The sequence below is a fragment of the Nocardia harenae NBRC 108248 genome (assembly GCF_001612885.1).
Lineage (GTDB): Bacteria > Actinomycetota > Actinomycetes > Mycobacteriales > Mycobacteriaceae > Nocardia > Nocardia harenae.
Genome location: NZ_BDBH01000002.1, coordinates 129,481 through 150,069, shown reverse-complemented (window position 1 = coordinate 150,069; position 20,589 = coordinate 129,481). Strand labels below are relative to the sequence as shown.

At 72.3% G+C, this 20,589-nt stretch carries 21 protein-coding genes; 16 read left to right on the top strand and 5 right to left on the bottom strand.

What is annotated here, in order from left to right; genetic code table 11:
* Positions 1-18: 18 nt before the first annotated feature.
* The gene (locus tag NH2_RS03610) at positions 19-246 is read right to left on the bottom strand and encodes a hypothetical protein (protein WP_084505189.1); all 228 of its coding nucleotides are present in this window, start codon (positions 244-246) and stop codon (positions 19-21) included.
* Between the two features lie 226 nt (positions 247-472).
* On the opposite strand from NH2_RS03610, the gene nth reads away from it, so the two are divergent.
* The 4 genes from nth (at position 473) to NH2_RS03590 (ending at position 4,029) form a co-directional block, all read left to right on the top strand.
* Positions 473-1,174 (top strand): endonuclease III, encoded by a 702-nt coding sequence (gene nth, locus NH2_RS03605; protein WP_245650446.1) that lies wholly within the window; start codon positions 473-475, stop codon positions 1,172-1,174.
* Complete coding sequence (locus tag NH2_RS03600) at positions 1,171-1,809, top strand: TlpA family protein disulfide reductase (protein WP_067648119.1); 639 nt, start codon at positions 1,171-1,173, stop codon at positions 1,807-1,809. Before nth ends, NH2_RS03600 begins: the two co-directional genes overlap by 4 nt.
* Before the next feature lie 397 nt (positions 1,810-2,206).
* The gene (locus NH2_RS03595; protein ID WP_067649221.1) at positions 2,207-2,839 is read left to right on the top strand and encodes an NUDIX hydrolase; all 633 of its coding nucleotides are present in this window, start codon (positions 2,207-2,209) and stop codon (positions 2,837-2,839) included.
* Positions 2,836-4,029: a MarP family serine protease gene (locus tag NH2_RS03590; RefSeq protein ID WP_067648116.1), complete on the top strand. Its 1,194-nt coding sequence runs from the start codon at positions 2,836-2,838 to the stop codon at positions 4,027-4,029. The genes NH2_RS03595 and NH2_RS03590 overlap by 4 nt, the downstream gene beginning before the upstream one ends.
* Positions 4,030-4,137: 108 nt before the next feature.
* On the opposite strand, the gene NH2_RS03585 is transcribed toward NH2_RS03590, so the two are convergent.
* The 3 genes from NH2_RS03585 to acs all read right to left on the bottom strand — a co-directional run bounded on the left by NH2_RS03585 (position 4,138) and on the right by acs (position 7,702).
* Positions 4,138-5,073, bottom strand: coding sequence for an alpha/beta fold hydrolase (locus NH2_RS03585; protein WP_067648113.1), 936 nt, complete (start codon positions 5,071-5,073; stop codon positions 4,138-4,140).
* 17 nt (positions 5,074-5,090) lie between these two features.
* Positions 5,091-5,585 (bottom strand): phage holin family protein, encoded by a 495-nt coding sequence (locus tag NH2_RS03580; RefSeq protein ID WP_067648109.1) that lies wholly within the window; start codon positions 5,583-5,585, stop codon positions 5,091-5,093.
* 164 nt (positions 5,586-5,749) lie between these two features.
* Positions 5,750-7,702: an acetate--CoA ligase gene (gene acs, locus NH2_RS03575; RefSeq protein WP_067648106.1), complete on the bottom strand. Its 1,953-nt coding sequence runs from the start codon at positions 7,700-7,702 to the stop codon at positions 5,750-5,752.
* Positions 7,703-7,911: 209 nt separating this feature from the next.
* On the opposite strand from acs, the gene NH2_RS03570 reads away from it, so the two are divergent.
* From NH2_RS03570 to NH2_RS03550, 5 genes are read left to right on the top strand one after another with little or no spacing between them, the layout of a single operon-like run.
* On the top strand, positions 7,912-9,516 hold the full coding sequence (locus NH2_RS03570; protein WP_439951729.1) for a peptide ABC transporter substrate-binding protein: 1,605 nt from the start codon (positions 7,912-7,914) through the stop codon (positions 9,514-9,516).
* A gap of 6 nt (positions 9,517-9,522) precedes the next feature.
* Positions 9,523-10,449 carry an ABC transporter permease gene (locus NH2_RS03565; protein WP_067648103.1) on the top strand — a complete coding sequence of 309 codons (927 nt, stop codon included), beginning with the start codon at positions 9,523-9,525 and terminating at the stop codon, positions 10,447-10,449.
* Positions 10,442-11,374 (top strand): ABC transporter permease, encoded by a 933-nt coding sequence (locus NH2_RS03560; protein WP_067648100.1) that lies wholly within the window; start codon positions 10,442-10,444, stop codon positions 11,372-11,374. The genes NH2_RS03565 and NH2_RS03560 overlap by 8 nt, the downstream gene beginning before the upstream one ends.
* A complete protein-coding gene (locus tag NH2_RS03555; RefSeq protein WP_067648097.1) occupies positions 11,371-13,026 on the top strand; it encodes an ABC transporter ATP-binding protein in 1,656 nt (551 codons plus the stop codon). Before NH2_RS03560 ends, NH2_RS03555 begins: the two co-directional genes overlap by 4 nt.
* A 24-nt stretch (positions 13,027-13,050) precedes the next feature.
* Positions 13,051-13,800, top strand: a complete 750-nt coding sequence (locus NH2_RS03550) for a Fic family protein (RefSeq protein WP_067648094.1) — start codon at positions 13,051-13,053, stop codon at positions 13,798-13,800.
* A 360-nt stretch (positions 13,801-14,160) separates the two neighbouring features.
* On the opposite strand, the gene NH2_RS03545 is transcribed toward NH2_RS03550, so the two are convergent.
* On the bottom strand, positions 14,161-14,988 hold the full coding sequence (locus NH2_RS03545; protein ID WP_067648092.1) for an HAD family hydrolase: 828 nt from the start codon (positions 14,986-14,988) through the stop codon (positions 14,161-14,163).
* Positions 14,989-15,396: 408 nt separating this feature from the next.
* Here NH2_RS03545 and ssd point away from each other — a divergent pair, with 408 nt between their 5' ends.
* From ssd to NH2_RS03510, 7 genes are all read left to right on the top strand, one after another.
* A complete protein-coding gene (ssd, locus tag NH2_RS03540; RefSeq protein WP_067648089.1) occupies positions 15,397-16,491 on the top strand; it encodes a septum site-determining protein Ssd in 1,095 nt (364 codons plus the stop codon).
* On the top strand, positions 16,488-17,687 hold the full coding sequence (locus tag NH2_RS03535) for a TadA family conjugal transfer-associated ATPase (protein WP_067648086.1): 1,200 nt from the start codon (positions 16,488-16,490) through the stop codon (positions 17,685-17,687). The genes ssd and NH2_RS03535 overlap by 4 nt, the downstream gene beginning before the upstream one ends.
* A 200-nt stretch (positions 17,688-17,887) precedes the next feature.
* Positions 17,888-18,589: a type II secretion system F family protein gene (locus tag NH2_RS03530; protein ID WP_245650410.1), complete on the top strand. Its 702-nt coding sequence runs from the start codon at positions 17,888-17,890 to the stop codon at positions 18,587-18,589.
* A gap of 96 nt (positions 18,590-18,685) precedes the next feature.
* A complete protein-coding gene (locus NH2_RS03525; RefSeq protein ID WP_067648083.1) occupies positions 18,686-19,288 on the top strand; it encodes a type II secretion system F family protein in 603 nt (200 codons plus the stop codon).
* Positions 19,289-19,345: 57 nt separating this feature from the next.
* A complete protein-coding gene (locus NH2_RS03520; protein ID WP_067648080.1) occupies positions 19,346-19,546 on the top strand; it encodes a DUF4244 domain-containing protein in 201 nt (66 codons plus the stop codon).
* Positions 19,543-19,890 (top strand): TadE family type IV pilus minor pilin, encoded by a 348-nt coding sequence (locus NH2_RS30075; RefSeq protein WP_067649212.1) that lies wholly within the window; start codon positions 19,543-19,545, stop codon positions 19,888-19,890. Before NH2_RS03520 ends, NH2_RS30075 begins: the two co-directional genes overlap by 4 nt.
* Entirely contained in the window at positions 19,887-20,354 is a 468-nt protein-coding gene (locus tag NH2_RS03510; RefSeq protein ID WP_067648077.1) for an Rv3654c family TadE-like protein, read from the top strand. The genes NH2_RS30075 and NH2_RS03510 overlap by 4 nt, the downstream gene beginning before the upstream one ends.
* The last annotated feature ends 235 nt before the right edge of the window (positions 20,355-20,589 follow it).

Sequence of the window (20,589 nt, the reverse complement as noted above, 5' to 3'; positions counted from 1 at the left end):
CGCGGGGGTGGGATGAGCTCAGCTGGCCCGGGCGACGTCGAGATCCTCGGTGCGCGAGCGGCGCTTGCGCATCCGGGCGACGGCGGCCGGAAGACCGAGCTTGGTCAGCTCGCTGACCTCGGCATTGCTTGCCTTGTCCAGGTACTGCTGGACCTCCTCGTCGGGTTCGACGAGTTTGCGGAGCCGGCTCTCGAACCGCTCCATGCCGAGTGCGAACAGCATCATCGCCACTGGGAAGAGCACCACAGCGAGTCCTTGCATGACGAGCAGTAAACACGGTCGAGGTCTCAGATGGAACACGGCGGGAGAACTGGCTGGGCAACAGTGTCGGGCGGTTCCGTATGGTGGACGCGTGCGTTCTCCCGCTTCCGCCGCCGCTGCCGACGGCTCCGCCCGTACCGCGGCCGGGGCGGCGAGCGGGGCTCCGCCGCGCGGCAAATCCAGGGCGCGACAGGCGGAAACACGGCTCGGCCTGGTGCGAAGGGCACGGCGGATGTATCGCACGCTGACGGTCGCATTTCCGGACGCGCACTGCGAACTGGATTTCGGGACGCCACTGGAATTGGCGGTGGCGACGATTCTTTCCGCCCAGTGCACGGACCAGAGAGTGAATCTCACCACTCCCGCGCTCTTCGCCAGGTATCCCGACGCCCGTGCCTACGCGGAGGCCGATCGCGCCGAGCTGGAGGAGTTCATCCGGCCGACCGGGTTCTTCCGCAACAAGACCAGCTCACTCATCGGGCTCGGTCAGGCGGTGCTGGAGCGGCACGATGGCGAACTCCCGCACACCCTGGGCGAATTGGTGCAATTGCCCGGAATCGGTCGCAAGACCGCGAATGTCATCCTCGGCAACGCGTTCGACATCCCCGGCATCACCGTCGACACCCATTTCGGGCGGCTGGTGCGGCGCTGGGGCTGGACCGAGCTGGACGACCCGGTCAAGGTCGAGCACGCGATCGGGGAGCTGATCGAGCGCAGGGACTGGACCATGCTCTCGCACCGGGTGATCTTCCACGGCAGGCGCGTGTGCCACGCCCGCAAACCCGCCTGCGGGGCCTGTCTGCTCGCCAAGGACTGTCCCTCCTATGGCGCGGGCCCGACCGATCCCGAGGTGGCCGCCAAGCTGGTGAAGGGGCCGGAGGCGTCGCACCTGCTCGAACTGGCGGGCCGGTGACGCGGTGGCCGGTCGCCGCCCGTCTCGCGCTGGTCGCGGTGATCGTCGCGGTGGCGGTGGCGGTGGCGCTCTGGCCGCGTGATTCCGGCGCGCCCGAGGACGGGCGTCCGGCGCCCGCGGCGGTGTCACCGGAGGAGCGGGCCGCCGCCGGGCTGAGTCCCTGCCCGGCGGGTGCGGAAGCTCGGGGAGCCGGGGTGCCGCCCGGGGCGGGCCCGCTGGCCGGGCTGACCCTCACCTGTCTCGCCGACGGCGAACCCGTCGACCTCGGCACCGCACTCGCGGGCAAGCCCGCGCTGCTGAACCTGTGGGCCTACTGGTGCGCGCCCTGTGCGCAGGAACTGCCCCATCTGCAGGAGTACGCCCGGCGGGCGGGTGACAGGATTACGGTGCTGACCGTGCACAGCGACCCGGAGGAGGCGAAGGCGCTCGGCCGGCTCACCGGTCTCGGCATCACGCTGCCGGGTGCGCTCGACCCCGGTGCCGCGCTGCGGAACGCGGTCGGCGCGCCCGCGGTACTGCCGATCTCGGTGCTGCTGCGCGCGGACGGCACCGTCGCCGATGTCGTGGTGCGCAGTTTCACCGACACCGGCGACATCGCGCGGACAGTCGCGGGCGAACTGGGAGTTTCGGCATGAGCGGGTCAGGCCCGGAGGCGGGAGCGGAGCGTGGCCACGGAGGGCCCCCGCTCAGGCCCCATGGTTACGGCATGAGCGGGTCAGGCCCGGAGGCGGGAGCGGAGCGTGGCCACGGAGGGCCCCCGCTCAGGCCCGATGGTTACGGCATGAGCGGGTCAGGCCCGGAGGCGGGAGCGGAGCGTGGCCACGGAGGGCCCCCGCTCAGGCCCCATCGTTACCGTACTAGTGGCAGGGTGGTGCCGGGTGTGCTGGTACAGGTAGTTGCATGAGCGTGCCCGCGTCCGGCTCACCGGACAACCAGGGTTTCATCGCGCCCGATCCGGACCCCGCCGCGGCGCCGGAGTGGCTGCGCGCCACCACCCGCCCGCCCGCCCCGGACTCCGCCGACACCCTGAGCATGGCCCGCACCCTGCGCCGCGCCATGACCATCACCGGCAAGCCGCGCCAGGCCGCCGTGCTCGTACTCTTCGCGGGCTCGCCCGAGCCCGACCCGAGCGCGCCGGGCGGCCTGCCCGCCGACGCCGACGTGCTGCTGACCCAGCGCGCCGCCACCATGCGGCAGCACCGCGGCCAGATCGCCTTCCCCGGCGGCGGCGTCGACCCGGGCGACTCCGGGCCGGTGCACACCGCGCTGCGCGAGGCGGAGGAGGAGACCGGGCTGGTGCCCGCCGGGGTCGCCCCGCTGGCGCTGCTGCCCGCGCTCTTCGTGCCGCCCTCGCGCTTCGACGTCACCCCGGTGGTGGCCTACTGGCGCGAGCCGAGCCCGGTCGGCGTGGTCGACCGCCGCGAGACCGAGCGGGTGGTCCGGGTGCCGATGGCCGAGCTGCTCGACCCGGCGAACCGGTTCCTGGTGCGCAGCGGCCTCGGTTACCGGAGCCCCGCTTTCTTGGTGGACAACATGCTGGTCTGGGGGCTGACCGGCGGCATATTGGCCGGGCTCGTCACCGCGGCGGGCTGGGAGCTGGACTGGGACCGCTCCGACGTGCGCGACCTGGAGGCCGCGCTCGCCAGCGTGGGGATGGAGCTGTGAGCCCGTCCGGCTGGCTCGATCTGGCCGTGCTGCTGCTCGCGCTGCTCGCGGCGTCCTCCGGCTGGCGGCAGGGCGCGGTCTCCTCCGCGCTCGCTTTCCTCGGCGTCGTGCTCGGCGCGGTCGCGGGCATCCTGATCGCGCCGCACCTGCTCGTGCACGTGGACGAGGGCAGGGCCAGGGTACTCGCGGGCGTGCTGCTCATCGTGGTGCTGGTGATCGTCGGCGAGGTCGCGGGCATGGTGCTCGGCCGGGCCGCGCGCAGCGGCATGCACAACCCGGTGGCGCGCGGGGTGGACAGCGCGGTCGGCGCGGTGCTGCAGGCGGTTGCCGTGCTGGTGACGGCATGGTTGCTGGCGCTACCGCTGGCCACCTCGTCGCAGCCCGCGGTGGCGGCCGCGATCAACGGCTCGCGGGTGCTCGCCGACGTCAACCAGGTCGCGCCGAACTGGCTGCGCAAGCTGCCCAACGAGTTCTCCCAGCTGCTCAACACCTCCGGGCTGCCCGACGTGATCGGGCCGTTCGGCCGCACCCCGATCGCGGCCGCCGAGCCGCCGGACGGGAGCGTGCTCGCCAGCCCGGTCGCGGCCTCGCTGCAATCGAGCGTGCTTCGCATCCGCGGGGTGGCGCCGAGCTGCCAGCGCGCGCTCGAGGGCTCCGGGTTCGTGATCGCGCCGGAGCGGGTGATGACCAACGCGCACGTGGTCGCCGGGACCACCAGCGTCGCGGTGGACACGGCGAGCGGGCCGATCGACGCCGAGGTGGTGCTCTTCGACCCGTCCAAGGACGTCGCGGTGCTCCGGGTGCCCGGGCTGAACGCGCCGGTGGTGCCGCAGGCGCCGAGCGCGGCGCGGCCGGGCGACAGCGCCATCGTGCTCGGCTACCCCGGCGGCGGGCCCTACACGGCCAGCGCCGCCAGGGTGCGCGAGACGCTGGATCTCACCGGCCCGACCATCTACCGCAACGGCACGGTGGAGCGCGAGGTCTACACGGTGCGCGGCCAGGTGCGCGCGGGCAACTCCGGCGGGCCGCTGGTCGACACCGGGGGGCAGGTGCTCGGCGTGGTCTTCGGCGCCGCGGTGACCGACGACGACACCGGCTACGTGCTCACCCTGGACGAGGTCTCCGCCGAGCTGGCCGCCGCGCCGACGGTGGCGAGCCCGGTCGACACCGGAGCCTGCGTCCTGAGCTAGCCGAGCAGCGCGCCTTGCCACCGGGGCGAGCCGCTGTTCAGCCGAGCAAGTTCGGCCGGCGCTCGCCCTGCCGCGTGGCCACGGTGGTGGTCGCGTGGCGAGCCGCTGTCAGCCGAGCAGTTTGGCCAGTTCGGCGGTGACGAACTCGGGGTTCTCCTGGTGCGCGTAGTGCCCGGCCCCGGGCACCGAGACCAGCCGCCGCTCCGGCGCGAGCGCGCGGCCGCGGTGGAAGGTGGCGGGCATGATGTACGGGTCGTGCTCGCCGCGCAGCGCGAGCACCGGGATCCGGACCGGCTCGCGCATGGTCGCCATGAAGCGCCGCCCGTCCGGCCGCCACTGGCTGCGGAAGGCCCAGCGCTGGTACTCCAGCGCGCAGTGCGCGGTGCCGGGGATCCGGATGGCGTTGCGCAGCCGCTCGGCGGTGTCGGCGAACTCCGGCCCCGCGGTGAACGCGGCGCCCGCCCTCGCCCGCAGCAGCCGCTCGGCCTCCGCGCCGTCGTCCCTGGTGAGCAGGTGCTCGGGGTAGCGCGGGATCTGGTGGCGCAGGAAGGCGGGCAGCCAGATCCGGCGCTGCCTGCGGTCGCGCAGGATCGAGCGCTTGAGCGCGGCCGGGTGCGGCGACCCGACCAGCGCGATCGCGCGCACCAGCCGGGGGTGCAGCACCGCCGTGGTCCAGCAGCCGAGCCCGCCGTCGGCGTGCCCGGCCAGCACCGCCTCGGTGTGCCCGAGCGCGCGGATCAGCCCGGCGATGTCACCGGCGGTGGTCCAGCCGTCGTAGCCGCGCGGCGGCTTGTCCGAGTCGCCGTAGCCGCGCAGGTCGACCGCGACCGGGCGGTACCCGAGGTCGGCGAGCGCGGTCAGCTGGTGCCGCCACGACCACCAGAAATCGGCGAAGCCGTGCAGCAGCAGCACCAGCGGGGCATCGACCCGCTCCGGCGCCGCCTCCACGATGTGCAGCCGGATGCCGTTGGCGCGGACGTCCCGGTGCGTCCACGGGCCCGCGTAGCGGACGCTGGACGGGTCAGGGGGAAAGGTCGCCGACACGCCGAAAGCCTAGTCGGTCAGGAGCGCAGTGCCTTCGGCTCGTCGTGGCTCGTGCCGAGCCCGCCGGGAAGCACGGTCTTGGCCTGCTTGAGCGAGTCGATGGTCTTCTCCGGCGCCCGCAGCTTCTTCACCCGCAGATAGCCGAGCAGCGCCAGCACCGCCGTCGCCACCACCATCAGCAGGAAGACGATGAGGAAGGCGGCCCAGCGCGCCAGCCAGACGTCGAGCAGCTCGCCGACGAAGAAGAAAAAGAAGAAGGTGCTGAACAGCAGCACGGTGAGCGCCAGGATGAAGAAGACGCTGCCCTGCAGCCCCTTCTTGACCTCCGCCGTCACCTCGGCCTTGGCCAGCTCGACCTCGGCCCGCACCAGCGTCGACATCTGCTCGGTGGCATCGCGCACCAGGCTGCCGAAGCTGGCCGAGCCCACCGGGTCGGCGTCGGAGAGCGGGATGGCGGTGACCGACCGGCCGCGCTGCGCGTCGTTTCCGTTACCGCCCTGTGTGAAGCTCACTTGGTCGACCCTTCTCCCTGTCCCGGCTCTCGCTGTACTCATACCCGCGTCGTCACATTCCAGCGCACCGGTTCCCCGCCGCGCGAATGGACACGCTCACGCGGCAACACTAGCGCCGAACCCCGGGGCGCCGTCGGCGACATCACCCCGGGGCCGGTCCGGGGTCAGGCCTTGTCCGCCCGGATCTGTTCGAAGACCGACGGGTCGACCAGGGTGCTGGTGTCGCCCAGCTCCCTGCCCTCGGCCACATCGCGCAGCAGCCGGCGCATGATCTTGCCGCTGCGGGTCTTGGGCAGCTCGGGCACCACGTGGATCTCGCGGGGCCGGGCGATCGGGCTGATCTCCCTGGAGACCTCGGCTTTGAGTTCGTTCACCAGCGTGTCGCCGGTGTTCTCGGTGGTCGCGGTGAGGATGACGAAGGCGACGATGCCCTGCCCGGTGGTGTCGTCGCTGGCCCCGACCACCGCCGCTTCGGCTACCCCGGTGTGGCCGACGAGGGCGGATTCCACCTCGGCGGTGGAGATGCGGTGGCCGGAGACGTTCATGACGTCGTCCACCCGGCCGAGCACCCAGAGGTCGCCGTCGGGGTCCAGGCGGGCGCCGTCACCGGCGAAGTACCAGCCCTGCTTGGCGTAGCGGTCCCAGTAGGTGGTCTGGTAGCGCTCCATGTCGCCCCAGATCCCGCGCAGCATGGAGGGCCAGGGCTGGTCGAGTACGAGGTAGCCGTTGGCCTCGGTCTCGCCGAGTACGACGGGGTTGCCTTCTTCGTCGACGACCTGGGCGGAGATGCCGGGCAGCGGGGTCTGCGCGGCGCCCGGTTTGGCGGCGGTGACGCCGGGCAGGGGGGAGATCATGATGGCGCCGGTCTCGGTCTGCCACCAGGTGTCCACGATGGGGGTGTCGCCGTGTCCGATCACCTCCCGGTACCAGCGCCAGGCCTCGGGGTTGATCGGTTCGCCGACGCTGCCGAGCACGCGCAGGCTGGAGAGGTCGTGGGCGTCCGGGATCTGCCTGCCCCACTTCATGAAGGTGCGGATGAGGGTGGGGGCGGTGTAGTAGATGCTGACGCCGTACTTCTCCACGATCTGCCAGTGCCGGTGCTCGTCCGGGAAGTTCGGGGTGCCCTCGTAGACCACCTGCGTGGCCCGGTTCGCCAGCGGCCCGTAGACGATGTAGCTGTGCCCGGTCACCCAGCCGATATCGGCGGTGCACCAGTACACGTCCTGCCCGGCCTTGTGGTCGAAGACGTAGTGGTGGGTGTAGGCGGCCTGGGTGAGGTAGCCGCCGCTGGTGTGCAGGATGCCCTTGGGCTTCCCGGTGGTGCCCGAGGTGTAGAGGATGAAGAGCGGGTGCTCGGCGTCGAAGGCCCGCGGCTCGTGGTGCGGGTCGGCGTTCGCGACGGTCTCGTGCCACCACAGGTCGCGGCCATCGGTCCACGGCACCTCGATACCGGTGCGCCGCACCACCAGCACGTGCTCGACGCTGTGCGGCACATCGCCGTTGGCGTAGAGCGCCTCGTCCACCGCCTCCTTGAGCGGGGCCGCCTTGCCGCGCCGCCACTGGCCGTCGGTGGTGATCACCAGCCGCGCGCTGGCATCGTCGACGCGCTGGCGCAGCGCCGAGGGGGAGAACCCGGCGAAGACCACCGAGTGCGTCAGCCCGAGCCGGGCACTGGCCAGAATGGCCACGATCGCCTCGGGGATCATGGGCATGTAGATGGCGACCCGGTCGCCCGCCTCCAGCCCGAGCTCGGTGAGGTAGTTGGCCGCCCGGCTCACCTCGTCGCGCAGCTCGGCGTAGGTGATGTCGCGGGAATCGCCCGGCTCGCCCTCCCAGTGGATGGCGACCTGGTCGCCGTGGCCGTCGATGACGTGCCGATCCACGCAGTTGTAGGCGACATTGAGCTTGCCGCCGACGAACCACTTGGCCACCGGTGCGCCGGACCAATCGAGCACCTCGGTCCACCGCTGCTCCCAGTGCAGCCGCTCGGCCTGCTCGGCCCAGAAGGCGAGCCGGTCGGCCTCGGCCCGGTCGTAGAGCTCGGCGCCCGCATTGGCCGAGGCCGCGAACTCCGCGGACGGTGCGTAGGAAGCCTGGTGTTCGGGATTCTCGGTCATCTCGTCTCGCCCTTCCGTGGTTCGCTCGGCCTCGACCTTAGTCAACGGTGCCGCGGTTGCCGTAGCGCCGGCTACGCTCTCGCGAGTTTCGCTGATGTTGCCGTGTGGGTAACTCCGGGGGATCGCGTCGGATGTTCCCATGACAACCTCGGCCGGTGTCGTTACTGTCCCTGAGCAAGCTCTCGATCTTCGCGAATGGGGGAGATGCGTTGCGATCGACACGAATCACCGCCCTGCTGGCCGCGGGCGTGCTCGCGCTCGGACTCGGCGCGACGGCCTGTTCGACCGGCCCGTCCGACACCGAGCTCGTCACCGTCAACGGCGGTGAGCCGCAGAATCCGCTGGTGCCGACGAACACCAACGAGAACCAGGGCGGCCGGGTCGTCGACCGGCTCTTCGCCGGGCTGAAGTACTACGACGCCGACGGCGAGGCGCACGACGAGATGGCGCAATCCATCGAGACCACCGACCGGCGCAGCTACCGGATCACCCTGAAACCGGACTGGACGTTCACCGACGGCTCCCCGGTGACCGCGAAGTCCTTCGTGGACGCCTGGAACTACGGCGCGCTGAGCACCAATGCCCAGCTGCAGAACTACGTCTTCACCCCAATCCTCGGCTTCGACGAGGTGGCCGCGGAGAACCCCACCCAGACCACCATGGCCGGGCTGAAGGTGGTGGACGACCGCACCTTCACCGTGGAGCTGAAGCAGCCGTCGATCGACTTCGAGTCGCAGCTCGGCTACTCCCCCTTCTACCCGCTGCCCGAGGCGGCCTTCCGGGACATGAAGGCGTTCGGCGAGAACCCGATCGGCAACGGCCCGTACATGTTCAGCGACACCGGCGCCTGGCAGCACAATGTGCAGATCGAGCTGAAGCCGAACCCGGACTACCCGGGCGGGCGCCCGGCGAAGAACAAGGGCCTGCGCTTCGTCATGTACCAGTCCTTCGACACCGCCTACGCCGACCTGCAGGCGGGCAACCTGGACGCGCTCGACACCGTGCCGGACAGCGCGCTCGGCACCTACCAGCAGGATCTCGGCGACCGCGCGATCACCAAGCCCACCGCGCAGAACCAGCACATCGGCGTGCAGAGCTCGGTGCCGCACTTCGGCGGCGCGGAGGGGCTGCTGCGCCGCAAGGCCATCTCGATGGCGATCAATCGGGAGCAGGTCGCGCAGAACATCTTCAACGGCACCAGGATTCCGGCCCGCGACTTCACCGCGAGCACGCTGCCCGGCTTCGACGGCAACCTGCCGGGGTCCGAGGTCTTCCGCTACAACCCGGACGAGGCGCGCCGGGTCTGGGCCCAGGCCGACGCCATCGCGCCGTGGTCCGGCCGGTACGAGATCACCTACAACAGCGACGGCGGGCACCAGGCCTGGGTCGACGCGGTGGCCAACAGCATCAAGAACACCCTCGGGATCGAGGCGGTCGGCCGCGCGCTGCCCACCTTCAAGAACGTGCGCGACGAGGTGGACGCGGGCACCATCGGCACCGCCTTCCGCTACGGCTGGCAGGGCGACTACCCCTCCATGCTGCAGTTCCTGACCTCGCAGTACTACAGCTACTCGGAGACCAACAACGTCGACTACAACAACCCCGAGTTCGACCGGCTGCTCGACGCCGCGCTGGCCGCGCCAACCCAGGACGAATCGCACCGGATCATCGCGCAGGCGCAGGGCCTGCTGATCCGCGACATGGCCGATATCCCGGTCTTCGACTACGTGGCCGCCGCCGGGCGGTCGGATCGGGTGTCCCGCGCCGAGCTGGCCTGGAACGGGCTCTTCGACTTCGAGAACATCGAGAAGTAGCCGCGCATGGGCTGGTACGCCGGGCGGCGGCTGCTGCAGATGATCCCGGTTTTCCTCGGCGCCACCCTGCTGGTCTACGCCCTGGTCTTCCTGATCCCCGGCAACCCGATCCAGGCGCTGGCCGGGGAGAAGCCGCTCACCCCCGCGGTGGAGGCGCAGCTGCGCGCCCGCTACCACCTGGACCAGCCGTTCCTGATGCAGTACCTGCTGTATCTCCGGGGGATCGTCACCCTCGACCTCGGCACCTCGTTCTCCGGGCGGCCGGTGAGCGAGGAGCTGGCCCGCGCCTTCCCGATCACGCTGCGCCTCGCCTTTCTCGCGGTGCTGATCGAGGGCGGCTTCGGGGTGCTGTTCGGGCTCTTCGCCGGGTTGCGCAAGGGCAGGCTCTTCGACTCGACGCTGCTGGTGGCCAGCCTGGTGGTGATCGCGGTGCCGGTCTTCGTGCTCGGCTTCCTCGCCCAGTTCCTGCTCGGGGTGAAGTGGGGGATCGCGCCGGTCACCGTCTCCGGCCGGGCGAGCTTCGGCGAGCTGCTGGTCCCCGCCATCGTGCTCGGCTCGCTCTCCTTCGCCTACGTGCTCCGGCTGACCAGGAACGCGGTGGCGGAGAACATGATCGCCGACCACGTGCGCACCGCCACCGCCAAGGGGCTGCCCCGGCGCCGCGTGGTGACCGTGCACATCCTGCGCAACTCCATGATCCCGGTGATCACCTTCCTCGGCGCCGACCTGGGCGCGCTCATGGGCGGCGCCATCGTCACCGAGGGCATCTTCAATATCCCCGGCGTCGGCGGCACGCTCTACCAGGCCATCACCCGGGTCGAGCCGCCGACGGTGGTCTCCTTCGTGACCGTGCTGATCGTGATCTTCCTGCTCACCAACCTGCTGGTGGATCTGCTCTACGCCGCGCTCGACCCGAGGATCCGCTATGGCTGAACGGCCCGGTCAGGAGTACTTCGTCGCCCCGGTGGACGACGAGCCGGTGGTCACCGACACGGTGCGGCTCACCGGCGGCCCGACCAGCGTCTGGCTGGACGCCTGGCACCGGCTGCGGCGCAACCCGGTCTTCCTGGTCGCGGCGGTGCTGATCGTGCTCGTGGTGCTGGTCGCGGCCTTCCCGCAGCTCTTCACCGACCAGGATCCGCGGTACTGCAACGGCGATGTCAGCATGGACCCGCGCGGGCCCGGCCACCCCTTCGGCTTCGACCGGCAGGGCTGCGACATCTTCGCCCGCACGGTCTACGGCGCGCGGGCGTCGGTGCTCACCGGGCTCGGCGCGACGCTGCTCTTCGTCGCCATCGGCGGCACGCTCGGCTCGCTCGCCGGCTTCTTCGGCGGCTGGCCGGACTCGGTGATCTCCCGGATCTCGGAGATCTTCTTCGCGCTGCCGCTCATGCTCGCCGCCATCGTGCTCATGCAGCTGCTCACCCAGCGCACGGTGTGGACGGTGATCCTCATCCTGGCCTCGTTCACCTGGCCGCAGGCGGCGCGGATCGCCCGCGGCGCGGTGATCGAGGCGAAGAGTAGCGAGTACGTCACGGCCGCCGAGGCGCTCGGCGTCACCAGGCCGGGGGTGCTGCTGCGGCACGTGCTGCCGAATGCCGCGGGGCCGCTCATCGTAATCACCACGCTCTGGCTCGGCGTCTTCGTGGTCACCGAGGCGACGCTCTCGTACCTCGGCGTCGGGCTGCCGCGCACCATCGTCTCCTGGGGCGGCGATATCGCCACCGGGCAGCGCGAGATCCGCACCGCGCCGATCCTCTTCTACCCGGCCACCGCGCTCGCCGTCACCGTGCTGAGCTTCATCATGCTCGGCGACGCGGTGCGCGACGCGCTCGATCCGCGGGCGCGGGTGCGATGACCGGTGACACGCCGCTGTTGCGGATCTCCGATCTCGACGTCGCCTTCGGCGCGACACCGGCGGTGCGCGGGGTGAACCTCGCTGTCTACCCCGGGCAGACGGTCGCGCTGGTGGGGGAGTCCGGCTCGGGCAAGTCGACCACCGCGCACGCCGTCATCGACCTGCTGCCCGGCACCGGCCGGGTGACCGGCGGCTCGATCGAGTTCGACGGCACCGAGGTCACCACCGCGTCGAAGCGCGCTGTCGTCGGGATCCGCGGCACCGGCATCGGGCTGGTGCCGCAGGACCCCATGACCAACCTGAACCCGGTGTGGAAGGTCGGCTTCCAGATCCGGGAGACGCTCACCGCCAATGGCATCGCGAAGGGTAGGGCGGCCCGCGAGCGCGCGGTCGAGCTGCTCGCCGAGGCCGGGCTGCCGGACGCCGCGCGCCGGGCCGGGCAGTACCCGCACGAGTTCTCCGGCGGCATGCGGCAGCGCGCGCTCATCGCCATGGCGCTGGCCTGCCGTCCCAAGCTGCTCATCGCCGACGAGCCGACCTCGGCGCTCGACGTCACCGTGCAGCGGCAGATCCTGGACCACCTGGATCGGCTCACCGGCGAGCTCGGCACCGCGGTGCTGCTCATCACGCACGACCTCGGGCTGGCCGCCGAGCGCGCCGAGCACGTCGTGGTCATGTACCGCGGCCGGGTGGTGGAAGCCGGTCCGGCGCAGCGCATTCTGCGCGAGCCCGAGCACCCGTACACCCGCAGGCTGGTGGCGGCGGCGCCCTCGCTGGCGAGCAGGCGCGGGGAGGTGGAGCGGGAGCGCGCGGCGGTGCGGGCCAGGGCGGCCTCGGCTGTCGAGAAGGAGCTTCCCGACCACGTCGTGGTGGCGGAGCACCTGGTCAAGACCTTTCCGCTGCGCGGCCGGGTGCCGTGGCGGAGCGAGACCCTGCGTGCGGTGGACGACGTCTCGTTCCGGGTCGAGCGCGGCACCACCACCGCGGTGGTCGGCGAGTCCGGCTCGGGCAAATCCACGCTGGCGCGTCTCGTGCTCGGCCTGCTCGCGCCGACCTCGGGCAGCGTGACCTTCGACGGCCGCCCGGTCACCGGGCTCGACCGCCGCGCCGAGCTGGACTTCCGGCGCCGGGTGCAGCCGGTGTTCCAGAACCCGTACGGCTCGCTCGACCCGCTCTTCACCATCGCGCGCGCCATCGAGGAGCCGCTGCGCACGCACCGGGTCGGCACCCCCGCCGAGCGCGCGGAGCGGGTACGCGACCTGGTCGAGCGGGTCGCGCTCCCCGCCGATGTGCTGCGCCGGTACCCGCACGAGCTCTCCGGCGGGCAGCGCCAGCGGGTCGCCATCGCCCGCGCGCTCGCGCTCTCGCCCGAGCTGGTGATCTGCGACGAGGCCGTCTCCGCGCTGGACGTGCTGGTCCAGGCGCAGATCCTGGAGCTGCTCGACGAGCTGCAGGCCGAACTCGGGCTCAGCTACCTGTTCATCACGCACGACCTCGCCGTTGTCCGCCGGATCGCCGACCACGTGCTGGTCATGCGGGACGGCCGGGTGGTGGAGGAGGCGAGCGCTGCCGAGGTCTTCGCGAATCCGCGCGAGGAGTACACCCGCGCGCTGCTCGACGCCATCCCGGGGCGGGAGCTGCGGGTGAGCTGAGCGCCGCCGGTAGCCTCGTACCCCGTGACCGACCCGCTGCAACCCCTCGTCGACCTGCCCGGCGTCCGCGCGGCCGCCGACCGCGCCCGCGAGGCACTCGCCGCGGTGCACCGGCACCGGAGCAACCGGCGCGGCTGGCCGACCACCGCCGCCGAGGCTGCGGTGCGCGCCGCCCGCTCCTCGGCCGCCATCGACGGCGGCAGCACCGAGCTGCCGAGTGTGGACGGCCGGGTCGACGATCCCGTCCTGGCCGGGGCGCTGCGGGTCGGGCAGGCGCTGGACGGCGACGCGCTGCGCAATCTGGCAGGCACCTGGCAGCGTGCGCCGCTGCAGGCGCTGGCCCGGCTGCACCTGCTCGCCGCCGCCGACCTGAGCGAGGAAGCGGCGCTCGGCCGTCCGCGCGCCGACGCCGGGGTGGCCGAGCGGCTCGACCTGCTCGCCCAGATCGCGCTGACCTCCACCGCCCCCGCCCCGGTGATCGCGGCGGTGGTGCACGGCGAGCTGCTCGCGCTGCGCCCCTTCGGCACCGCCGACGGCGTGGTCGCCAGGGCCGCGGCCCGGCTGGTCACGGTGTCCAGTGGCCTCGACCCGCATGCGCTCGGCGTGCCCGAGGTCTTCTGGCTGCGGCGCAGGCAGGCCTACGTGGACGCCGCCGCCGGCTTCGGCTCGGGCGAGCCGGAGGCCGTCGGCGGCTGGGTCATCTTCTGCTGCGGCGGACTGGAAGACGGTGCGCGCGAGGCGACCTCGATCGCGGACGCGGCTGCCACACAGTAGCCGGACACCACAGCGGGCGGTGTGTCGGCATCGACTCACCGCCCGCGAGCACGGATCACCGGGCTACCAAGCGTGCTCGGTGGGTTGTGTTCTCCGGCCTCGGCGGATGGACCGGACCCCGGCGGTTCATCCCCGCAACCTGTGCGAGGCCATCGCCGCCACCAATCCGGAACCCGCAGGCCCACAACGCTTCTGCCCTTTCGCGGCGCGCTCCGCGTGGGTACCTGGCGTCCGTGCTGGGGAAGAAGGTCGGGAGACTGAGCCTTCTCTTCCGGCTCCGCCCTGGCCTTCCGTCTTCCCGTGGCACCCATTCTTACATTGTGACCGCCCTCACATCAAGGGTCGATTTGCTGGATGTTTCTACCGCTTCCGGAGCAGCCGGTAGCTGACCGCGCCTGCCACCAGCGCGCCGAGCCCGACCGCCGCGGTGGCCGCCACCGTCGACGAGGAGCTCGGGAAGCGGGACCACAGCGAGACCGGGTTCGAGAAGGTCAGCACCGGCCAGCCGCGGGCCGTCGCCTCCCGGCGCAGCGCGCGGTCCGGGTTCACCGCCGTCGGGTGCCCGACCGCGCTCAGCATGGGCAGGTCGGTCACCGAATCCGAGTAGGCGTAGCAGCGCGCCAGCTCGTAACCCTGGTCCGCCGCGAGCTTGTCGATCGCGGCCACCTTGCCCGCGCCGTAGCAGTAGAAGTCCAGCTCGCCGGTGTAGTGGCCGTCCGCGACCACCATCCGGGTCGCCGCCACGTGATCGGCGCCGAGCGCCGCCGCGATCGGCGCCACGATCTCCTCGCCGGAGGCCGAGACGATCACCACGTCGTGCCCGCGGATCCGGTGGTCGGCGATCAGATCCATCGCCTCCGCGTAGATCAGCGGCTCCACCAGCTCGTGCAGCGTCTCCGCCACAATGGATTTCACCTGCTCCACGTCCCAGCCCGCGCACATGCTGGTCAGGTGCGCGCGCATGCGCTCCATCTGATCGTGGTCCGCGCCGGAGAGCTGGAAGAGGAAGTGCGCGTAGCTGCTCTCCAGTACCGAGCGCCGGTTCAGCAGCCCTTGGGCGTAGAACGGCTTGCTGAACACGAACGTGCTGGACTTGGCGATCACCGTCTTGTCCAGGTCGAAGAACGCGGCCACGGGCCCGGCCCGATCCGGGGGCTCGTTCCGCGCTAGGGGGTCGTCGGCCGTCATCGGTCCAGGATAGGCATGCGGGAGGCGAGTGTGCCGGTCCCTGCGCGCGTGCTGTCACTGCGGGTTTGCCACGCCGCCGCGCGGGCGCGCACAGCCGGCTCCCGGCCCGCTCACGGGGCGACACGGTGGCGGAGAATGTGGCACGTCGGACTTGCGTCCGATCCCGATCGTGGGTGTAGTATGGCCAGTACCTGGACATCGTTCCAGGCGTGTTCAGCCCGACCCCCCGGGGCTGAACCCCGACGGCCCCAGCCTCCTCCCCCCCCGGCTGGGGCCGTCCTCTATTTCCAGCCGGTTCGTGCCGTGTTCGGCGCGGGTCACGGCGGGACTTGTCCACAGGGTCGGAGTTATCCACATTCGTCGGGCGGGGGCTGTCGCGGTCCCCCCGGCTCCACCACGCTGAACTGCATGGATACCGAGAACGGTGGTGCCGCCCCCGCCCTGGCGCTGGTGGCCGCGAGCGCCCTGCGTGCCGAGGTGCGGCGGGTCGCGGCGGCCGCCCAGCGCCCGCTCACCGAGCAGTCGCCGCCGGTCGGCAGGCATGCCTGGAGCGCCGCCCCGCTCGTCGTGCTCGATACCGCCGCGGCCACCAGCTGTGCCGCGGCCGGGCACCCGCGGCGGGTCGGCGTCGTCCTGGTCACCGCCGGTGAACCGGAGCTGCCCGACTACCGGGCTGCCGCGGCCGTCGGAGCCGAGCGGGTGGTCGCGCTGCCCGGCGCCGCCGTCGAACTGGTGCAGAAGTTTGCTGAGCATGCCGAGCCGGCCGCCGGCGACGGCGTCGTCGTCGCGCTCGCGGGCGCCGTCGGCGGGGCAGGCGCCTCCACCCTCGCCGCCGCGACGGCGCTGCGCGCGGCGGCGCTCGAGTTCCGCGGCCACACCGTGCTGGTCGACGGCGCCCCGCACGGCGGCGGCCTCGACCTGCTCCTCGGTATCGAAGCCGCCGCGGGCCCGCGCTGGTCCGACCTCGCCATCGAAGACGGAAGGGTCGCCGCGAGTGCACTGCACAACGCCCTTCCCAGCGCCGCACCCGGCCTCGCCGTGCTCTCCTGCGACCGTCCCGCTGCCGGGAAGTTGCCCGCCCCCATCGGCCCGGCCGCGAGCCGCGCCGTCGTCGAAGCAGGCCGCGCCGCAGGCGATCTCGTGATCTGTGACATATCCGGCGAGCGGGGGCCGCACGCCGAGCAGATGCTGGACGCCGCCGATCTCGTCGTCCTCGTGGTGCCCGCGCGACTGCGGGCCCTCGCCGCGGCCTGCGCCGTCACCACCTCCATCCGCCGCCGAAACCCGAACCAGGGGTTGGTCATCCGCGGCCCCGCGCCCGGCAACCTGCGCGGCACCGAGATCGCCGCCGCTCTCGACCTCCCGCTGCTCGCCGCCGTCCGCGCCGAACCGGGGCTCGCCGGGAGGTTGGAACGCGGCGGCCTCGGCATCGGCCGCCGCACCCCGCTGACCAGGGCCGCCGATGCCATCCTCGCCGTGCTCGGCGACCGGAGCGGGCAATGAGCGCCCTCGTCACCGCCGAACTGCTGGACCGGGTGCGGGAACGGCTCGCCATCGGCACCGGCCCGCCCGAGCCCGAGCAGCTCGCCGACGCCATCCGCGCCGAAGCGGGTGGCGTGCTCGGCGACACCGACCTGCTGCGCGCGCTCCGGCTGCTGCAGACCGAGATGACCGGGGCCGGCGCCCTCGAACCGCTGCTGCACGACCCCGCCGTAGCCGATGTGCTGGTCACCGGGCCGGATGCGGTCTGGATCGATCGCGGTGGCGGGCTGGAGCGCACCAGTGTCACGTTTCCGGACGAAGCGGCCGTGCGTCGGCTCGCGCAGCGGCTGGCGCTGGCCGCCGGTCGGCGCCTCGACGATGCGCAGCCGTGGGTCGATGGCAAGCTGCCCGGCCATGAGGCGGGCCTCGGTGCCACCTTCGGGGTCCGGCTGCACGCGGTGCTCGCCCCGGTGGCGCACGGCGGCACCTGCCTGTCGCTGCGCGTGCTGCGCCCCGCCACCCAGGGGCTGGACGCTCTCACCCGCGCGGGAGCCGTCACACCGGAGGCACGGGAACTGCTCATCGGCATCATCCGGGCCCGTCTCGCCTTTCTGGTCGTCGGCGGAACCGGAGCGGGCAAGACCACGTTACTCGCGAGCCTGCTCGCCACGGTGTCACCGAGCGAACGCATCGTCTGCGTGGAGGACGCCGCCGAGCTCGCCCCACCGCACCCGCACGTCGTCCGGCTCGTCGCCCGCCCCGCCAATGTGGAGGGCGCGGGATCGGTCACGGTGCGCGACCTCGTCCGCCAGGCGCTGCGCATGCGCCCGGACCGGATCGTCGTCGGCGAGGTGCGCGGCGCGGAGGTCGTCGATCTGCTCACCGCGCTGAACACCGGGCACGACGGGGGAGCGGGCACCGTGCACGCCAACTCCCCCCGCGAGGTGCCCGCCCGATTGGAGGCGCTCGCCGCACTCGGCGGTATGGGGCGTGCGGCGCTGCACAGTCAGCTCGCCGCCGCCGTTCAGGTGGTGCTGCACGTGCACCGGCGGGCAGACGGGTCACGCGGGCTGCGCGAGATCGGGGTGCTGCGGCGAGTCGGGGATGCCGAAGTCCGCATCGAGGCGGCATGGAGCGCCGAGCGCGGCCCCACCCCGGGCGCCCCCGCCTTGAGCGCGCTCCTGGCCGAGCGCGGAGTCACCGGATGGTGGACATGAGCACCGGACTGGCCTGTCTCGCCCTGGCTCTCCTGCTGCTACCGCCCGCCGCCGCACGCAGGCGCTTCGCATCGTCCGGCATCCGTAGGGCTCCGCAGCCGACGGGCGGCTCCCCGACGAACACGGGCAGTCCGTGGTGGACCGCCGGTGCCACGCCGCTGCTCACGGGTGATTCGTCCCGGAGAGCCGGCGGCAGGTCCGTGCCGCGACGATGGCCCCTCCTCTCGGCCCACCGTGCCGAGGCCACCTGCCTGCTCGCCACCGCGGCGGCGACCCTGCTCGGCGCGAGCGCCGCTATCGCCACCGGCATCCTGGCCTGCACCATCCTGATCCGGATCCGTCGCTCCCGCACCGACCGAGCCCGCGAAACCGGCTCCGCCGACCTCCTCGACGCCCTCGAACTCGTCATCGCCGAACTACAAGTCGGCGCCCACCCCGGCGCTGCCGCGGAGTCCGCCGCCACGGATGCCCGCGGCGAAGCAGCCACCGCCTTCGCCGTAGCCGCGGCCCGCGGCAAGCTCGGCGGCTCCGCCGCCGACGGCCTGGAACGCCCCACCTCCCCGATCGCCCCCGAACTCGCCCGCATCGCCACCGCATGGCGCATCGCCGAGGAACACGGCCTCGCCCTCGCCGAACTACTCACCGCCGCCCGCACCGACCTACATGCCCGCCAACGCTTCCGCAGCCGCACCACAGCGGCACTGGCGGGCGCCCGAGCCACCGCAACGGTCCTGGCAGCGCTCCCGATCCTCGGCATCGCCCTCGGCCACCTCATGGGCGCCGCCCCCCTCCGAGTCCTCCTCGGCACCGGCACCGGCACGCTCCTCCTCCCACTCGGCGCCACCTTCGCCTGCGCGGGCCTCCTCTGGACCGACGCCATCACCCGATCGGTACTCCCATGACCATCCTCCGCACCCAGTCCGGTTGCCTGCACGAGGCACAGATCTCATGACCATCCTCCGTACCCCGTCCGGTCCCCAGCACGAGGCACGGCTGCCATGACCGCCGCGCTGACCCCCGCCCCGCTCCTCCTGCTCGCACTCGCCCTGCTGGCCGCACCGCCGCCCCCTCCGGTCCTGCGCCGATGGCACACACCCGCCGCAGGCCCGGAGCCGGAATCCGAAAGCGCCGCAGACCCACTCGCGGGCGCCTCCGTCTTCGACCTCTTGGCCGCCTGCCTGCGCGCCGGCCTGCCCATGGCGAACGCGGCCCGCGCGGTGGCCCCGACCGCACCACCCGCGGTGGCCGGAGCCCTGCGGCGCGCCGCGGAACTACTCGGCCTCGGCGCGGAGGCGAGTACCGCCTGGCACCGAGCCGCCACCGAGTGCGCGAACCGCCCCGGCGCCGAGGAGATCGATGCACTCGCCAGGCTGGCACGCCGCTCGGCTCGCTCGGGGGCGTCACTGGCCACCGCCGTCACCGAACTCGCCCGCCACCGCCGGGCAGCGGTCGAGGACACGGCCGCCGCCCGCGCCGAACGCGCGGGCGTCCTGATCGCGGGCCCGCTCGGCCTCTGCTTCCTGCCCGCCTTCCTCTGCCTCGGCATCGTGCCGGTGGTGATCGGGCTGGCAGGCCAGGTCCTCGGAAACGGGCTGCTGTGAGGCGGCACACGAACGTGCGGGCGCGCGGGGCGCCCGCCGAACCGGAAGGGGAGTGGGATGACCACAACGAAGCCCAGGCTGCGCGCGCGGCTGCGGCACGCACTGGAAGCCGACGACGGCATGTCCACCGTGGAGTACGCGATCGGAACGATCGCGGCAGCGGCCTTCGGCGCCGTGCTCTACACCGTGGTGACCGGCGACAATATCGTCGACGCGCTCACCGGCATCATCGACCGGGCACTGAACACCACCGTCTGACCGCCACGCTCCGAGGCGACCGCGGCGGCGTCACCGTCGAGGCCGCCCTCGCGATCGCCACCCTGATCGCGGTGCTCACCCTGTGCCTCGGAGCCCTGCTCGCGGCGTCGGCGCAGCTCCGCTGTGTCGACGCCGCCCGCGAAGCCGCTCGCCTCGCCGCGCGCGGCGATCGCTCGCACGCCGAAACCGCGGCCCGCCGGGTCGCACCACGCGGCGCCGACATCGCGATCCGCGACGACGGCGCCCTCGTCACCGCGCAGGTCACAGCCTCGGTCCCGCTGCTACCCGGCCTACGGCTCCGGGCGGAGGCCTTGGCAGCCGTCGAACCAGGAGGAGCCCCATGAGCGCACCCGCAGGCACAACCACGCCCGTCGAGAACGCGCGAGGCGGGCGCGGCAGCGCAACGCAGCTCGCGCGGAGACCGCGACGCGGAGTCGGCGCCGCACCCGGTTCGCCCTCGGCCGAGCGGGGCAGCGCGACGATCACCACCTGCTTCGCCGTCCTCACCCTGCTCGCACTCACCGCGATGCTCACCCATCTCGGCGCCACCATCACCGCGAGGCACCGCGTCCAATCCACCGCCGACCTGGCGGCCCTGGCGGCGGCAGCCGCACTCATCGAGGGCCCGGTGGCCGGATGCGCAGCGGCGGACGCCCTCTCGACTCGAGCCGGAACCCGCCTGCGCGAGTGCACCGTCGATCAGTGGGATGTGACCGTCGTCGCGGAAGTGCAAATACCGCTAGGTCTGTTCGGTGTGCGATTCGCCAGCGCAGCCGCTCGAGCCGGTCCGGTGGAGAAGATCGAGTGATCACGATGCGCTATTACGCAAGCCTCGGTATCGTCGCAATCGGCGTGAATTAATCGCGATTCTGCGGGAATTGCGAAGGGTCGTACTAATGCGCGGAGAACCAATCGAAACAGAACGAAATAAACCCGGCGGGTGCGATTGGGTGACGTGGCAATAGTCCAGTTAACATGAAATCAATCCTTTTTATTCCTCCAGGCCGCCCACGGGCCGGCTGTGGCCCGGTGGCGGCGGGCAG

Coding starts and splice junctions, on each gene's coding strand:
- NH2_RS03520 (WP_067648080.1), top strand. CDS start 19,346: ATGACCACAACGAAGCCCAGGCTGCGCGCGCGGCTGCGGCACGCACTG.
- NH2_RS03545 (WP_067648092.1), bottom strand. CDS start 14,988: ATGACGGCCGACGACCCCCTAGCGCGGAACGAGCCCCCGGATCGGGCC.
- acs (WP_067648106.1), bottom strand. CDS start 7,702: ATGACCGAGAATCCCGAACACCAGGCTTCCTACGCACCGTCCGCGGAG.
- ssd (WP_067648089.1), top strand. CDS start 15,397: ATGGATACCGAGAACGGTGGTGCCGCCCCCGCCCTGGCGCTGGTGGCC.
- NH2_RS03510 (WP_067648077.1), top strand. CDS start 19,887: ATGAGCGCACCCGCAGGCACAACCACGCCCGTCGAGAACGCGCGAGGC.
- NH2_RS03535 (WP_067648086.1), top strand. CDS start 16,488: ATGAGCGCCCTCGTCACCGCCGAACTGCTGGACCGGGTGCGGGAACGG.
- NH2_RS03525 (WP_067648083.1), top strand. CDS start 18,686: ATGACCGCCGCGCTGACCCCCGCCCCGCTCCTCCTGCTCGCACTCGCC.
- NH2_RS03555 (WP_067648097.1), top strand. CDS start 11,371: ATGACCGGTGACACGCCGCTGTTGCGGATCTCCGATCTCGACGTCGCC.
- NH2_RS03595 (WP_067649221.1), top strand. CDS start 2,207: ATGGCCCGCACCCTGCGCCGCGCCATGACCATCACCGGCAAGCCGCGC.
- NH2_RS03565 (WP_067648103.1), top strand. CDS start 9,523: ATGGGCTGGTACGCCGGGCGGCGGCTGCTGCAGATGATCCCGGTTTTC.
- NH2_RS03560 (WP_067648100.1), top strand. CDS start 10,442: ATGGCTGAACGGCCCGGTCAGGAGTACTTCGTCGCCCCGGTGGACGAC.